15 protein-coding genes are annotated in these 14,829 nt (G+C 70.1%); 10 read left to right on the top strand and 5 right to left on the bottom strand.

The window, feature by feature from the left end:
• Positions 1–142: 142 nt before the first annotated feature.
• The 3 genes from sepH to P1P75_RS03540 all read right to left on the bottom strand — a co-directional run bounded on the left by sepH (position 143) and on the right by P1P75_RS03540 (position 4,234).
• Positions 143–1,174 (bottom strand): septation protein SepH, encoded by a 1,032-nt coding sequence (gene sepH, locus P1P75_RS03530; protein WP_319251704.1) that lies wholly within the window; start codon positions 1,172–1,174, stop codon positions 143–145.
• A gap of 542 nt (positions 1,175–1,716) precedes the next feature.
• Positions 1,717–3,036, bottom strand: coding sequence for a D-arabinono-1,4-lactone oxidase (locus P1P75_RS03535; protein ID WP_319251706.1), 1,320 nt, complete (start codon positions 3,034–3,036; stop codon positions 1,717–1,719).
• A complete protein-coding gene (locus P1P75_RS03540) occupies positions 2,996–4,234 on the bottom strand; it encodes an MFS transporter (protein WP_319251708.1) in 1,239 nt (412 codons plus the stop codon). The genes P1P75_RS03535 and P1P75_RS03540 overlap by 41 nt, the downstream gene beginning before the upstream one ends.
• Before the next feature lie 248 nt (positions 4,235–4,482).
• On the opposite strand from P1P75_RS03540, the gene P1P75_RS03545 reads away from it, so the two are divergent.
• Positions 4,483–5,610: a ferrochelatase gene (locus P1P75_RS03545; RefSeq protein ID WP_319251710.1), complete on the top strand. Its 1,128-nt coding sequence runs from the start codon at positions 4,483–4,485 to the stop codon at positions 5,608–5,610.
• Positions 5,611–5,618: 8 nt separating this feature from the next.
• Positions 5,619–6,434 (top strand): inositol monophosphatase family protein, encoded by an 816-nt coding sequence (locus tag P1P75_RS03550; protein WP_319251712.1) that lies wholly within the window; start codon positions 5,619–5,621, stop codon positions 6,432–6,434.
• Positions 6,435–6,544: 110 nt separating this feature from the next.
• Here P1P75_RS03550 and P1P75_RS03555 read toward each other — a convergent pair whose 3' ends face one another.
• Complete coding sequence (locus P1P75_RS03555; RefSeq protein WP_167396212.1) at positions 6,545–6,718, bottom strand: hypothetical protein; 174 nt, start codon at positions 6,716–6,718, stop codon at positions 6,545–6,547.
• Positions 6,719–7,132: 414 nt separating this feature from the next.
• Here P1P75_RS03555 and P1P75_RS03560 point away from each other — a divergent pair, with 414 nt between their 5' ends.
• The 4 genes from P1P75_RS03560 to P1P75_RS03575 all read left to right on the top strand — a co-directional run bounded on the left by P1P75_RS03560 (position 7,133) and on the right by P1P75_RS03575 (position 10,661).
• Positions 7,133–7,786, top strand: coding sequence for a response regulator transcription factor (locus P1P75_RS03560; protein ID WP_020125132.1), 654 nt, complete (start codon positions 7,133–7,135; stop codon positions 7,784–7,786).
• Between the two features lie 4 nt (positions 7,787–7,790).
• The gene (locus P1P75_RS03565) at positions 7,791–9,023 is read left to right on the top strand and encodes a HAMP domain-containing sensor histidine kinase (protein ID WP_319251714.1); all 1,233 of its coding nucleotides are present in this window, start codon (positions 7,791–7,793) and stop codon (positions 9,021–9,023) included.
• 395 nt (positions 9,024–9,418) lie between these two features.
• Positions 9,419–9,715, top strand: a complete 297-nt coding sequence (locus tag P1P75_RS03570; protein WP_003993510.1) for a DUF4193 domain-containing protein — start codon at positions 9,419–9,421, stop codon at positions 9,713–9,715.
• Between the two features lie 13 nt (positions 9,716–9,728).
• Positions 9,729–10,661 carry a hypothetical protein gene (locus P1P75_RS03575; RefSeq protein ID WP_319251716.1) on the top strand — a complete coding sequence of 311 codons (933 nt, stop codon included), beginning with the start codon at positions 9,729–9,731 and terminating at the stop codon, positions 10,659–10,661.
• A 74-nt stretch (positions 10,662–10,735) separates the two neighbouring features.
• Here P1P75_RS03575 and P1P75_RS03580 read toward each other — a convergent pair whose 3' ends face one another.
• Entirely contained in the window at positions 10,736–11,200 is a 465-nt protein-coding gene (locus P1P75_RS03580) for a DUF3093 domain-containing protein (protein WP_319251718.1), read from the bottom strand.
• Positions 11,201–11,312: 112 nt separating this feature from the next.
• Here P1P75_RS03580 and P1P75_RS03585 point away from each other — a divergent pair, with 112 nt between their 5' ends.
• The 4 genes from P1P75_RS03585 (at position 11,313) to P1P75_RS03600 (ending at position 14,566) form a co-directional block, all read left to right on the top strand.
• Positions 11,313–11,897, top strand: a complete 585-nt coding sequence (locus tag P1P75_RS03585; RefSeq protein ID WP_319251719.1) for a PaaI family thioesterase — start codon at positions 11,313–11,315, stop codon at positions 11,895–11,897.
• Complete coding sequence (gene dut, locus P1P75_RS03590) at positions 11,894–12,445, top strand: dUTP diphosphatase (protein ID WP_319251721.1); 552 nt, start codon at positions 11,894–11,896, stop codon at positions 12,443–12,445. Before P1P75_RS03585 ends, dut begins: the two co-directional genes overlap by 4 nt.
• Position 12,446: 1 nt before the next feature.
• Positions 12,447–13,220: a DUF3710 domain-containing protein gene (locus P1P75_RS03595; protein WP_073492337.1), complete on the top strand. Its 774-nt coding sequence runs from the start codon at positions 12,447–12,449 to the stop codon at positions 13,218–13,220.
• Positions 13,221–13,387: 167 nt separating this feature from the next.
• Complete coding sequence (locus P1P75_RS03600) at positions 13,388–14,566, top strand: alginate lyase family protein (protein ID WP_319251724.1); 1,179 nt, start codon at positions 13,388–13,390, stop codon at positions 14,564–14,566.
• The last annotated feature ends 263 nt before the right edge of the window (positions 14,567–14,829 follow it).

Below are 14,829 nucleotides of genomic sequence, written 5' to 3' on the forward strand. Positions count from 1 at the left end.
CGGCAACTCTGTCGCGCAGGACACGAAAAAGGGGCCGCACCGAACGGGTGCGGCCCCTTCGCACGTATGAAGGTGTATGCGAACGGACTTAGGCGAACCGGCGGACGGCGAGGCCGGGTTGCCGTACGGCGGCCCGCTCCCGTCACTCCTGTTTCTTGCGCCGCGTGCCGAACACGATCTCGTCCCAGCTGGGCACCGCGGCACGGCGCCCGGGCCGGACGCCGTCGGCCTCGGCCTGGCGGTCGGTGGAGCCGATGAGACGGTCGCGGTGGCTGCCCACCGAGCGGGGCATGAGGACGTCCGCGTAGGCGGAACCGGCGGACGCGGCGGGCGCCGGGGGCTCCTCGGCAGCCTGCTCCTCCGCGGGCTCCTCCGGTTCCTCGGAGGGGATCTCCGGGACGACCATGTCGCCCCGGAAACTCGGCACCGCCTCCAGCAGGCTGGTGAGCGAGTCCCGCTCCCGCTCGCCGGTGCTCTCCTCGGTCGGTTCGGAGGGCGGTGCGGGCGGACTCTGCCGGTCGAGCGCACGGTCCATCGTGCGGTCGCGGGGCAGCCGGGCGATGCGCGGGACGAACGGGAAGCTGGGTTCCGGCGCGGCGAGGTCGTCGGACTCGCCGATCAGCGAGCGCGCCTCGTCGTCGACGGCCTGGACGAGCCGCCGGGGCGGGTCGTACGTCCAGCTCGCCGAATGCGGTTCACCCGCGACCCGGTAGACGAGCAGGACCTCCCAGGTGCCGTCGTCGCGGCGCCAGGAGTCCCACTGGACGGTGTCCTTCTCGGCACCGCGCAGGGTCAGCCGCTCCTGCACGGACTCGCCGAGCTGCGGCCCGGCGTTCTCCCCCGGGCGGCGGACCGGAGTCTTGCGGGCCCGCTCGGCCATGAACGCGCGCTCGGCCAGCACGGGGCCTTCGAAGCGGCGTACGCGGTCGACGGGGATCCCTGCCATCTGGGCGACTTCTTCCGCGGTCGCACCGGCACGTATGCGCGCCTGGATGTCGCGGGGGCGGAGATGGCTCTCCACCTCGATCTCGATCTGGCCGAGGCGGGGACGGTCGCCGCGGACCGCGGCGCGCAGACGCTCGTCGATCGGAAGCGTGTACTCCGTGCTGTCCGCAGCCTTCAGCACCAGCCGTGTGCCGTCATTCGAGACGGCCACGACACGCAGTTCGGGCATGGGGACCTCCCGGGTGGTGCCTGCCGACGTCACGTGCGTCGCTGCTTCCGCTAGTCGAGTGTGGCCTGCCCGGGTGCAGCCTGCCACAACCTTGCCGAGTTGCCCGGCGTGTCGCACGTGGGTCCTTGATCGCCGTTATGGCACGGTTATCAATTCGCCACGCTAAGTGACCAACTCCGTAACCCTGTGCAACCGGCCCCCTCCTGGCAGTCCGTCAAGGCTCCGGACGTCCTGGTGGGAGACCGGACCCAGGGCTCGCAACAGTACTCCATTCGGGCCACCTGCGTGGATTGGCTCGCCGCCCAACTTCTGGCGCGGGGTGCGACTTGACGATTTGGCAAGCGCTTTCCGCGATCTTGGACGTGGCGTACTTCACGTAATCACCGGAAGCGGAACCTTCGATTTCGTTCGTGCGTGCCTTACTCGTGCGGTCGGTTGATCGAGCAGGACGACGGAGGCGGCAGGACATCACCGGAGCCCGCTGAGAGTCGACCGCGAGCCGGGAACAGGACCGCAGGTGGCTTCCCCGCCGACTGGGGCCGCTACTGCCCCAGAACCCTCCGCAGGTAGTCGTTCTGGAAGCGCCGGTCAGGATCCAGTCGATCCCGCAACGCCGTGAACTCGCCGAAACGCGGGTAGATCCCCGCTAGGTACTCCGCGTCCCGCGTGTGGATCTTGCCCCAGTGCGGCCGGCCCTCGTGGGCGGTGAGGATGCGCTCGGCGGCGGTGAAATAGCCCTGGTACGGCGAACCCTTGACCATATGGACGGCGATGTACGCGCTGTCACGGCCGGATGCGGTGGACAGGGTGATGTCGTCGGCCGGCGCCGTGCGCACCTCCACGGGGAAGCTGATGCGCAGGGGAGAGCGCTCGATCATGGCCTTCAGTTCGCGCAGTGTCTCCGTCACCGCCTCGCGCGGTACGGCGTACTCCATCTCCACGAACCGGACCCGGCGGGGTGATGTGAAGACCTTGTAGGGGATGTCCGTGTAGCTGCGCGCGGACAACGCCTTGCTGGACACCTGGGCGATGGCGGGGATCGTGGCGGGCACCGCCCGTCCGACCCACTGGGCCGCCTGGAAGACGCCGTTGGAGAGCAGTTCGTCCTCGAACCAGCCGGCCAGTTGCCCCATCGGCCTGCGCGGGCCCGCACTGCGGTTGTTGCGCTTGGTGTTGGTGCTGCCCGTGTGCGGGAACCAGTAGAACTCGAAGTGCTCGTTCTCGGCCCACAGCTCGTCGAAGTCGGCGAGGACCTTGTCGAGCGGCATCGGTTCCTCGCGAGCGGTGAGCAGGAAGAGCGGCTCCACGGCGAAGGTGATCGCGGTGATGACACCGAGGGCGCCCAGACCGATCCGGGCCGCCGCGAAGACCTCCGGGTTCTCCTTCTCCGAGCAGTTCAGCACCGAGCCGTCCGCGGTGACCAGCTCCAGGCCCTTGATCTGCGCGGCGATGGAGGCCGACTCGCGGCCGGTGCCGTGGGTGCCCGTACTGACGGCCCCGGAGACGGTCTGCTCCATGATGTCGCCCATGTTGGTGAGAGACAGCCCCTCGCGTGCCAGGGCCACGTTGAGTCTCTTGAGCGGAGTTCCCGCCTCGACCGTGACGGTCAAGGCCTCGCGATCAATGTTGCGGATTCCGGTCAACAGTTGAGGACGTATCAACAAGCCGTCCGTCGCGGCTATCGACGTGAAGGAATGGCCCGTGCCGACCGCCTTGACCGTCAGCCCGTCCTCGGCCGCCCGGCGCACGGCCGCGGCCAGCTCGTCGACGGAGGCGGGCGTGACCTCCCGCGCGGGGCGGGAGGCGACATTGCCGCCCCAGTTACGCCACGTGCCGCTCTTCCCGCTCGCTGTGCTGCTCAACGGTGCCTCCACGACCCGGCGCCGGCCTGCTGAGCCGGCGGTACCCGAGGAAACCGACCGCGACCGCGACGGCCCCGGACACCGCCGGAACCCCGTACCCTGCCCGCGCGCCCGCCGAGTCGATGACCCAGCCGGCGATCGAGGAGCCCAGCGCCACCCCGACCGCGAGCCCGGTACTCACCCAGGTCATGCCCTCGGTCAGCTGCGCGCGTGGTACGTGCTCTTCGATGAGGGACATCGTCGTGATCATCGTGGGAGCGATGGCGAGACCCGCGACGAAGAGCGCCACGGCCAGAAACGGCAAGTTTCCGACCAGTAGGAGGGGGATCATACTCACGCCCATCATGAACACGCCCAGCAACCAGCGTCGCTCGGGGCTTCCTTGGGGGCGCAGCAGTCCGAAGACCAGACCCGCCACACAGGAACCGGCCGCGTACAGGGCCAGGACCACACTCGCCGCGGCCTTGTGTCCCTGCTCGTCGGCGAAGGCGACGGTGACCACGTCGACCGCCCCGAAGATCGTCCCCGTCGCCACGAACGTCGCCACCAGCACCTGCAGGCCGGGCGAGCGCATCGCCGTACGGCCGCCCTTGTGTTCCTGCGGGTGGGGCTCGGGCTCGGTGGCCCGCTGTGCGGTCAGCCAGAAGACGCCGACGGCGAGGAAGCAGGCCGCCAGCAGCGGACCGGCCTCCGGGAACCAGGCCGTGGACAGACCGATGGAGATGATCGGGCCGAAGATGAAGCAGACCTCGTCCACCACGGACTCGAAGGAGTACGCGGTGTGCAGCTGCGGGGTCCCCCGGTACACGGCCGCCCAGCGGGCCCGGATCATCGCGCCGAGAGAGGGCACGGAACCGATGGCGGCGGCGCACACGAACAGCACCCAGTCCGGCCACTCGAAGTGCGCGGACAGCAGCAGCCCCGCCGACGCGACGAGGGCGACCAGCGTGGCCGGCCGCAGCACCCTGCGCTGCCCGTGCCGGTCCACCATGCGCGAGATCTGCGGCCCGATGGCCGCCGCCGACAGCGCGATGGTCGCCGAGAGGGCGCCCGCGAGGCCGTAGCGGCCGGTGAGCTGGGAGACCATCGTGACCACGCCGATGCCCATCATCGACAGCGGCATGCGGCCGAGGAACCCCGCGGCGGAGAAACGCCTGGAGCCCGGGGCGGCGAACAGGGCGCGGTAGGGGCTGGGCACGGAAGTCTCCGTCGGGTCCGGTCACGCGTGCGTGGCGGCTCGGCACTGCGTGATGAAGAGGTGGCTCTGCGGGGGCGCGGTAGGTCATGCAACGAGTGCTGCCGGGCCGGTAAGGCGCGTCTGCAGCTGATACAGCTTACGAGTTAGGCGACCCTAACGCACTCCTCGTGCGCCCCTCCGGGCGGGAGCCGCACCGGCACGCCACCCGGCGTTTCCGGGCCGTCGGTGACGGGTGGCAGGATCGAGACATGCCAGACGCGCTCGATGTCACCCCCTACGACGCCCTGCTCCTGCTCTCCTTCGGCGGACCGGAAGGCCCGGACGACGTGGTCCCGTTCCTGGAGAACGTGACACGCGGGCGCGGCATCCCCAAGGAACGCCTCAAGGAAGTCGGGCAGCACTACTTCCTGTTCGGCGGGGTCAGCCCCATCAACGACCAGAACCGCGCCCTGCTGGACGCCCTGCGCAAGGACTTCGCGGACCACGGGCTCGACCTGCCGGTCTACTGGGGCAACCGCAACTGGGCCCCGTACCTGACGGACACCCTGCGCGAGATGGTCGCCGACGGCCGCCGGCGCGTCCTCGTCCTCGCCACCAGCGCCTACGCCTCGTACTCGGGATGCCGCCAGTACCGCGAGAACCTCGCCGACGCACTGGCCGCCCTGGAGGCCGAGGGACTGGAACCGCCGAAGATCGACAAGCTGCGGCACTACTTCAACCACCCCGGCTTCGTGGAGCCCATGATCGACGGTGTGCTCCGCTCTCTCGCCGATCTTCCCGAGGACGTCCGGGACCTAGCCCACATCGCCTTCACCACCCACTCCATCCCGACGGCGGCCGCCGACACCTCCGGCCCCGTCGACGACCACGGGGACGGCGGCGCGTACGTCGCGCAGCACCTGGACGTGGCCCGGCTCGTCGCCGACGCCGTCCGCGAGCGCACCGGCGTCGACCACCCCTGGCAGCTCGTCTACCAGTCCCGCTCCGGTGCCCCCCACATCCCGTGGCTGGAGCCCGACATCTGCGACCACCTGGAGGAGCGGCACGCCGCCGGGGCACCGGCCGTGGTGATGGCACCCATCGGCTTCGTCTCCGACCACATGGAGGTCCTCTACGACCTCGACACGGAGGCCACGGCCAAGGCCGGGGAACTGGGCCTGCCGGTGCGCCGCTCGGCCACCGTCGGCGCCGACCCGCGCTTCGCCGCCGCGATCCGCGAACTGGTCCTGGAGCGCGCCGCAGCCGAGAGCGGCCGGGCCGTCACCCCGTGCGCCCTGGGCGCCCTCGGCGCGAGCCACGACCTCTGCCCCGTCGGCTGCTGTCCGTCGCGGGCCCCCAAGCCCGCCGCCGCGGGCGCCGACAGCCCGTACGCATGAGGAGCGCCGTGACCGACCCCCTGCACACCGCACTGCTCGAACTGGCCGGGGAAGCCGCCCGCCGGGCCGGCGACCTGCTGCGGGACGGCCGCCCGGCCGACCTAGCGGTCGCCGCCACCAAGTCGAGCCCCATCGACGTCGTCACCGAGATGGACATCGCGGCCGAGAAGCTGATCACCGGCCTGATCTCCGAGCACCGCCCCGATGACGGCTTCCTCGGCGAGGAGGGCGCCGCCCGCGAGGGCAGCAGCGGCATCCGCTGGGTGATCGACCCTCTCGACGGCACCGTGAACTACCTCTACGGGCTGCCCACCTGGGCCGTCTCCATCGCCGCGGAGCAGGACGGCGAGACCGTCGCAGGGGTCGTGGCGATCCCGATGCGCGGTGAGACGTACCGCGCGGTGCGCGGCGGCGGCGCTTGGGCGACCGGGGCCTGGGAGGGCGAGCGCAGCATCGCCTGCCGGGCGGCGGCACCGCTGGAGCAGGCACTGGTCTCCACCGGCTTCAACTACGTCACCGCGGTCCGCGCCCACCAGGCCGACGTCGCCCAGCGACTGATCCCGCTGCTGCGCGACATCCGGCGCAGCGGCTCGGCGGCCGTCGACCTGTGCGACGTGGCCGTCGGCCGCCTCGACGGGTACTACGAGCGGGGTCTGCATCCCTGGGACCTCGCGGCGGGCGACCTGATCGCCCGGGAGGCGGGCGCCATGACCGGTGGACGCCCCGGAGAGGGGCCCTCACGCGAGCTGGCGATCGCCGGTACCCCCGGCGTCTTCGAGCCCCTCCAGCGGCTCCTGGAGGACTTCGGCGCCTGGCACGACTGAGCGCACGACACCGTGTCCTACCGGGCTCGTGGCCAGGCGTGCGGCGCGGACACACGAAGGGGCCCCGGCGCTGGATTCGCCGGGGCCCCTCCGTCGTGCGGGTGACCTGTTCAGGCCGTCGTCACACCGACCTGCACGCCGTGCTCGGCGGCGAGACGGCGCAGGTCGTCGAGCTCGCCCTGCTCGACCTCCACAAGGAAGTCGTCGCCCTCGTTGCGAGCCCGCGTCAGGTCGGACTCGGTCGCCCTTATGCGCTGCAGAAGTCCTGCGGTGAATGCGTCCATGCTGCGCCCCCTCGTCCTGGGTCGTGGGTCTGTGGCACGGGGGTGTGCCGGTTGGGAAGGGGCGATCACGTCTCCGTAGGTGCCCAGCGCTGCCCAGCCGGGCGGCGACGGTGCCGGACACCCACGCCCACTCTGCGGCAAGCGGATCGCGGCGTGCCGCATGGTGCTACGGCACATGCAGAGCGTGATCGCGGGGTGTAAAGCCGTCCTCCCCCCGCTCCCTTCCGCAGAAACCTCAACCCGACGAGAAAATCTGGCATTCCCAGGCTTCACACCCGTGCTTCATGGCCCTCCCACCCGTCTTACCGCCGACTTATGGCCGAAAAGGGCAGGATGGAGGACCACACTCACCAAGCCCCCGCCTGCGTGCGCCCACAGCGCGCTACGCGGGTGGACACAGGAAGGACAAGCGACGTGCGCGTACTCGTCGTCGAGGACGAGCAACTGCTCGCCGATGCGGTGGCCACCGGACTGCGCCGGGAGGCCATGGCCGTCGACGTCGTGTACGACGGCGCGGCCGCCCTGGAGCGCATCGGCGTCAACGACTACGACGTGGTCGTCCTCGACCGTGACCTCCCGCTCGTGCACGGCGACGACGTCTGCCGAAAGATCGTCGAGCTGGGTATGCCCACCCGCGTGCTGATGCTCACGGCGTCCGGTGACGTCAGCGACCGCGTCGAGGGCCTGGAGATCGGCGCCGACGACTATCTCCCCAAGCCCTTCGCCTTCAGCGAGCTGATCGCACGCGTGCGAGCCCTCGGCCGGCGTACCAGCCTGCCGCTGCCCCCCGTCCTGGAGCGCGCCGGCATCAAGCTCGACCCGAACCGCCGCGAGGTCTTCCGTGACGGCAAAGAGGTGCAGCTCGCCCCGAAGGAGTTCGCCGTCCTGGAGGTGCTGATGCGCAGTGAGGGCGCCGTCGTCTCCGCGGAGCAGCTCCTGGAGAAGGCCTGGGACGAGAACACCGACCCGTTCACCAACGTCGTGCGCGTGACCGTCATGACCCTGCGCCGCAAGCTCGGCGAACCGCCGGTGATCGTCACCGTCCCCGGTTCCGGCTACCGGATCTGAACCCATGGCCACCACTCCGGCGCCTCCCCAGGCGCCCCCCAAGCCCACCTGGGACCCCCGGAGGCCGCAGGCCCCGTTCCCCTGGCTGCGTCCCACCATCCGGATACGGCTCACGCTGCTGTACGGCGGAATGTTCCTGATCGCCGGCATCCTGCTGCTGTCGATCATCTACCTGCTGGCGGCGAACGCGCTGAACGTCGGCAGTGAACTGCCCTTCAAGATCCTCACCGGGCAGGTCGCCAGCGACATCTGCAACTTCCCCAACGAGCCGACCGCCAGCGAGCTCAACCGGGCGATGAACGAGTGCGCCAACCAGCAGCGCCAGCACGCCCTGGACGACCTGCTCAGCCGCTCCCTGCTGGCCCTTCTCGGACTCGCCGTGATCGCGTTCGCGTTCGGTTACGCCATGGCCGGCCGGGTGCTGGCCCCGCTCGGCCGGATCCTGCGCACCGCGCGTTCCGTGGCGGGCTCGGACCTGTCCCGCCGTATCGAACTGGACGGGCCGGACGACGAGCTGAAGGAACTGGCCGACACCTTCGACGACATGCTGGAGCGGCTGCAGCGCGCGTTCACCGCCCAGCAGCGCTTCGTCGGCAACGCCTCCCACGAGCTGAGAACGCCGCTGGCCATCAACCGCACGCTCCTCGAGGTGCACCTCTCCGACCCGAACGCGCCGGTGGAGCTCCAGCAGCTCGGCAAGACGCTGCTGGCCACCAATGAGCGCAGCGAGCAGCTCGTGGAGGGCCTGCTGCTCCTCGCCCGCAGTGACAACCAGATCGTCGAGCGCAAGCCGGTCGACCTCGCGGAGGTCGCCGGGCAGGCCATCGACCAGGTGCACGGCGAGGCGGAGGCGAAGGGTGTGAAGATCCGCGGGAAGCGGGATTCCGCGGTCGTACAGGGCAATGGCGTCCTGCTGGAGCGGATCGCGCTTAACCTGGTGCAGAACGCCGTGCGCTACAACGTCCCGGAGGACGGCTGGGTCGAGGTGACCACTGAGGTTCTGCACGGCCAGGCGGTCCTCGTCGTGTCCAATACGGGCCCGGTGGTACCCGCGTACGAGGTCGACAATCTTTTCGAGCCCTTCCGGCGGTTGCGCACGGAGCGTACGGGCAGTGACAAGGGCGTCGGGCTCGGCCTGTCGATCGCGCGCTCCGTGGCACGGGCGCACGGCGGCCATATCGCGGCTCAGCCGCGCGAGGGAGGAGGGCTCGTGATGCGAGTCAGCCTGCCGCTCTGAGATCATGCCGCGACACACATGGGCTTGTTCGCTTTAAGCGGAATTTTTAGGGCCTTGATCGGGCTTTCCCGTGTGTGATCGATCACAAGGGCGAATTTCCGGCCATCTACTCTCCGTGATCATGAATGCTGTCGGAAAGCCCGGAAACTCCGGGTTTTCCGGGGTCCTGATCACGGGAAGTACACGGTGAGGCGCTTTTGAACTGCGGCATTAGGACCGTGTACGGTCCCGATCGCCATCCAAGCCGATCACTCTTGAGGAGTCCGGTTGGGTGTCGATTGAGTAACAGACCTTGATGTGAGGCAAAATCTCCGCCTCGAGGCGGGCACAAGTCCGGCCTCTCACGCGTTACGTGCGCTGGAGACACCGCAGATACCCAGAGGGGGAGAGGCGAAATGGCAACCGACTACGACACCCCACGCAAGACCGACGACGACGTTGACTCCGACAGCCTTGAAGAACTGAAGGCCCGGCGGAACGACAAGTCCGCCTCCGCAGTCGATGTCGACGAGTTCGAGGCCGCAGAAGGCCTGGAGCTGCCCGGCGCAGACCTCTCCAATGAGGAGCTGGCTGTCCGGGTTCTGCCCAAGCAGCAGGACGAGTTCACTTGTATGAGCTGCTTCCTGGTGCACCACCGCAGCCAGCTGGCCCGCGAGAAGAACGGCCAGCCGATCTGCCGCGACTGCGACTGAGGGAGGGTCGGCCGTGACTGGCTCGACCCCTCCTCGGAAGCGCCGCTTCCTCCTGTCGGGAGCGGACAAGGGGCCGTCCGACGGCCCTCACGGCGTGCGTGACGACGAGCGAGGCTCATCCGGCAAGGGAGTTGTCCCTGCGGGATCGGCCTCGCTCGAAGCGGCGGGCGACCGGGGTGACCTCCCGGCTCCGGGCGCCGCGCCCGTCGCCAGGCGACGGGCCGCGGTGATCCGCCACAAGGCGGCGGACCTGGCCAGGGAAGGCGCCCGCAGGGGCGGCAGCCGCGCCAGGGCGGGCCTCGCCCACCTCGCCGACCGAATCATCGAGATGGCCCCGCGGATCCCCGTACGGGATCTTCGTACGCTCCGCAGACAGTTCCCCGGACTCGGGCCGGAGCAGCTCGCCGACAAGCTCGTGGCGGGCGCGGCGAAGGCCACGTCCACCGTGGGAGCGGGCATCGGCGCGGCGGCCATGCTGCCCGTACCGCCGGCGATGCCGGCCGAGATCGCCGCGGAGATCAGCGGCGTGGCGGCGATCGAACTGAAACTGATCGCCGAACTGCACGAGGTCTACGGCGTACGCCCCGCCGGCAACCTCGTCGAACGCAGCACTGCCTACCTGCGCTCATGGTCGGGCGAACGCGGCGTGGACGTACTCAAACCCGCCTCGTTCAACTCCGCGCTCGGCGGCCAGATGAAGCGCGAGCTGCGGCAGCAGATCATGAAGCGCATGGTCCGCGACCTGCCGAACCTCATGCCCTTCCTGGTGGGGGCGGCCGTGGGTGCGCTCATGAACCGCCGGGACACCAGGAAACTGGCCGTCAAGGTCCGGGCGGACCTGCGCAGGATGCAGGTGCCGTGGGACGCGCTGCCCGAGCTGCCGCCCCTGGAGAAGCCGGAGCACCCGCTCCCCCTGCGGGACGATCCCCGGGAACTCGGGGGCTGAGGGAAGTCTTCGCGCGGCGGAGAAGCCTTTTCCTGCGCCGCAGTGGCCCGCCCGGCACGTCCCGCCAGACCTGCCTACGCGGCGCTCTCTCGCGCCGCTCGCAGCGCCTCGGCCAGCCGCTGCGGTTCACGAGTGGACAGGTACAGGTAGGGCGTCGGGTCGGACGGGTCGGTGACCTCCACACGCAGCGCGGTGGGGATGTACGCGCGCAGGAGCAGGAACGCCCGGGTGTCCGCCTTGTACGTACGCCAGGCCTGCGCTTCCTCAGCGTCCAGCACCTCCGCCTCACCCAGTGCCGCAACCGGGATCTTCGCCTCTCCCGCGATCAGGGAGTCGCCGACCACGCGGATGCGCATCGAGCCGTAGGAACTGGCCGCGACGGCCGCCACGGCGGTGCCGCCGACCAGGCCGCCGAGCAACGGCAGGGTGCCGAACGGCAGCAGGATCAGGGCGAAGGCGACGCCCACGAGGAACGAGATGAACCACCAGGAGCGGGGAGCGGTGAGGCGTTCGTCGTAGGGGGTGGCGGAGAGCTGCATGCACCCAAGCTTGGCACGGTGGCCGGACCGTGCCCGGATCAGGGTGGCCCGCGGACAGCGCTGCCGGTCGGGGTGCGGGTGGGCGACTGGCGGGCGGGTAAGGTCTGCGGCTGTGAGTGGTACTTCCGCAGCTCTTCAACCTCCGGCCGGCGCCGTGAAACCGGTCCGGCACCCCGATGCGCCCGCGCCCGGCGAGCTTCTCGGCGCGCACTACGAACACTGTTTCGGGTGTGGCGGCGGGCAGTCGCACGGGCTGCACCTGGAGGCGCGGGCCGGCGAGGGTGTAACCGTCACCGCGGAGTTCACCGTGCAGGCCGCACATCAGGGGGCGCCAGGCCTGGCGCACGGCGGAGTTCTGGCCACCGCGCTCGACGAGACGCTCGGCTCGCTGAACTGGCTGCTGCGCACGATCGCCGTGACCGGACGGCTGGAGACCGACTTCGCGCGGCCCGTACCCGTCGGTACGACGCTGTATCTCGAGGCCGAGGTGACGGCCGTGGCCGGACGGAAGATCTACTCCACCGCCACCGGCCGGATCGGCGGGCCCGCGGGCCCCGTCGCCGTCCGCGCGGACGCTCTCTTCGTCGAGGTCGACGTGAAGCACTTCGTCGAGCACGGCCGTCAGGCGGAGATCGACGCCGCCATGAGCGACCCGGACCAGGTCCGGCGCACCCGCGCCTTCGAGGTGAACCCGTGAGCCGTGAGCCCGTCCCCGTGCTGATCCGGCGCGTGGACCCTGACGTGCCGCTTCCGACGTATGCGCATCCCGGGGACGCCGGTGCCGATCTGCGGACCACCGAGAACTGTGAACTGGTGCCCGGGGAGCGGGCCGTACTGCCCACAGGGGTGTCCATCGCGCTGCCCGAGGGGTACGCGGCCTTCGTGCACCCCCGGTCGGGGCTGGCCGCCCGGTGCGGCGTCGCCCTCGTGAATGCCCCGGGGACGGTTGATGCCGGGTACCGTGGGGAGATCAAGGTGATCGTGGTGAATCTCGACCCGCGCGAGTCCGTGCGGTTCGAGCGCTTCGACCGGATTGCCCAACTGGTTGTCCAGCAGGTCGAGAAGGTCCGCTTCCAGGAGGTCGCGGAGCTTCCCGACTCGGTGCGGGCCGAGGGGGGCTTCGGGTCCACCGGTGGCCACGCCGCCGTGGACGGCGGAAGCGGCACAAACGGTCATGCCGCCGTGGGCGGCGCGACGGGTGGGAATCGATACGCTTCGGTCGTATCCGACCGGGAAGGACAGTGACGTGTTCGGACGTCGCAAGAAGAAGGGTGCCGCCGAGGACGCGGCCGGCGAGGCCGAGCAGGTCGTCGACAGCGTCGACACTGAGGCGGACGAGACGGACGAGGCAGAGGGCGGACGCGAGCGCGTACGGCTGGAGCCGGAGCCGCGGCCCGACGGACCCTGGGACAGCTCGGAGGTGCGTGACCCCGCAGAGGGCCGCGTCGATCTGGGCGGCCTTTTCGTGCCCGGTGTCGACGGCATGGAGCTGCGGGTGGAGGTCGCCGGTGACGCGATCGTCGCGGCGACCGTCGTGCTGCGCGACAGCGCCATCCAGCTCCAGGCCTTCGCCGCTCCCAAGCGCGAGGGCATCTGGGGTGAGGTGCGCGAGGAGATCGGCTCCGGCATCACGCAGCAGGGCGGCATCATCGACGAGGTCGAGGGTCCGCTGGGTTGGGAGCTGCGGGCACAGGTGCCGGTGCAGCTGCCGGACGGCACGAGCGGTTTCCATGTCGTGCGGTTCGTCGGCGTGGACGGTCCCCGCTGGTTCCTGCGCGGGGTGATCTCGGGGCAGGGCGCGGTGCAGCCGCAGGCCGCGGGTCTGCTGGAGCAGATCTTCCGGGACACGGTCGTGGTCCGCGGCGAGGGCCCCATGGCGCCTCGCGACCCGATCGTCCTGAAGCTGCCGAACGACGCTCAGATGGTCCCCGAGACCGTTCAGCAGGAGGACGCGGGTTCCCGCTTCTCCGGCGGCATGGGTCAGTTGCAGCGCGGACCGGAGATCACGGAAGTCCGCTAGCGGGCCCGCCCGGCCGGCAGCCACAGAAAAGGGCCGCATCCCTTCCGGGGGTGCGGCCCTTTCGGCGTGCGCGCACTCTTGACGCCGCATTGGTCTGTACCTACGGTCTCCGCTCAACGCCTAGTTCATAAGGGCGCTCTTTGTTCACATACGAGAACGGAGTCGCCGTGCGTAGACCCACATTCCTCGTGACCGTCACCGCCCTCCTCCTGGGCACCCTCGCCGCACCCGCCACCACCCGCGCCGAGGCCGCACCCGCCGCCTTCGCCCACCCCGGTGTCACCGTCTCCCGGGCCCAGCTCGACTTCGCCCGCCGACAGGTCGATGCCGGCGCCCAGCCCTGGAAGGGCGCCTACGACCGGATGCTCGCGAGCAGGTACGCCGACCTGAACCGCGCCCCCAAGCCGCGCGCGGTCGTCGAGTGCGGCTCGTACTCCAACCCGAACAACGGCTGCACGGACGAGCGCGAGGACGCGATCGCCGCCTACACCCAGGCGCTGGCCTGGTACGTCACGGGCGACGCGCGGCACGCGAAGAAGGCCATCGAGCTGATGGACGCCTGGTCCGCGGTGATCAAGGACCACACCAACAGCAACGCGCCCCTCCAGACCGGCTGGGCGGGCTCGTCCTGGCCCAAGGCGGCCGAGATCATCAAGCACACGTACTCCGGCATCTGGGCCGGCTCCGGGCGCTTCGCCGGCATGCTCCGCGACGTCTACCTCCCGGAGGTCATCAACGGCTCCAACTCCAACGGCAACTGGGAACTGTCGATGATGGAGGCCGCGGTCGGCATTTCCGTCTTCCTGGAGGACAAGGCGTCCTACGACAAGGCCATGGCGAGGTTCCGCACCCGCACCGCCGCCTACGTCTACCTCGCGTCCGACGGCGATCTGCCGAGGATCGTACCGAGCCAGAACCTCGACACCCGGGCGAAGATCGTCGCCTACTGGCAGGGCCAGTCCACCTTCGTCAACGGCCTGAGCCAGGAGACCTGCCGGGACTTCACCCACACCGGGTACGGCATCTCGGCGATCGCGCACATCGCCGAGACCAGCCGGATCCAGGGCCAGGACCTGTACGGCACCGATGTCGGCGAACGTCTGCGGCACGCTCTCGGTCTCCACGCCAGGTATCAGCTCGGCACGGCCGCACCGAGCTGGCTGTGCGGTGGCTCCCTGAAGCTGGGCCTCGGTCCGGTCACGGAGGTCGGCTACAACGCGCTGCACAACCGGCTCGGCATCGCGATGACGAACACCGAGACGCTGACCCTCCAGAACCGCCCGGCGGGCAGCAACAATCTCTTCCTCGCCTGGGAGACGCTCACGCACGGGGACAGCACGGTGTGAGAGAGGGCGTCGCAGCGTGCCGGCGACGGCATCCGCACAGCAGGTGAAACCGGGACCCTCCGACGTGAACCGTTCGGGGGGTCCCGTCCGATGTAGTGGTGAGGGGAAGCGGAGAGGGAGCGACGAGGAATCGAGGGGAGAGCGTATGACCGGGTCGACCTGCCAGGTGTCCGCCGCGTCAGGGTTGCGTCAAAGGGATCCCATGTCGTCCTTCTCACTCCCTTTGTCCATGTCGTCGGCCGTAAGGTCGACGCTGCGCAGGC

The sequence above is a fragment of the Streptomyces sp. ID05-39B genome (genome assembly GCF_033794725.1).
GTDB classification, from domain to species: domain Bacteria; phylum Actinomycetota; class Actinomycetes; order Streptomycetales; family Streptomycetaceae; genus Streptomyces; species Streptomyces bobili.

Coding starts and splice junctions, on each gene's coding strand:
- sepH (WP_319251704.1), bottom strand. CDS start 1,174: ATGCCCGAACTGCGTGTCGTGGCCGTCTCGAATGACGGCACACGGCTG.
- P1P75_RS03545 (WP_319251710.1), top strand. CDS start 4,483: ATGCCAGACGCGCTCGATGTCACCCCCTACGACGCCCTGCTCCTGCTC.
- P1P75_RS03555 (WP_167396212.1), bottom strand. CDS start 6,718: ATGGACGCATTCACCGCAGGACTTCTGCAGCGCATAAGGGCGACCGAG.
- P1P75_RS03565 (WP_319251714.1), top strand. CDS start 7,791: ATGGCCACCACTCCGGCGCCTCCCCAGGCGCCCCCCAAGCCCACCTGG.
- P1P75_RS03570 (WP_003993510.1), top strand. CDS start 9,419: ATGGCAACCGACTACGACACCCCACGCAAGACCGACGACGACGTTGAC.
- P1P75_RS03580 (WP_319251718.1), bottom strand. CDS start 11,200: ATGCAGCTCTCCGCCACCCCCTACGACGAACGCCTCACCGCTCCCCGC.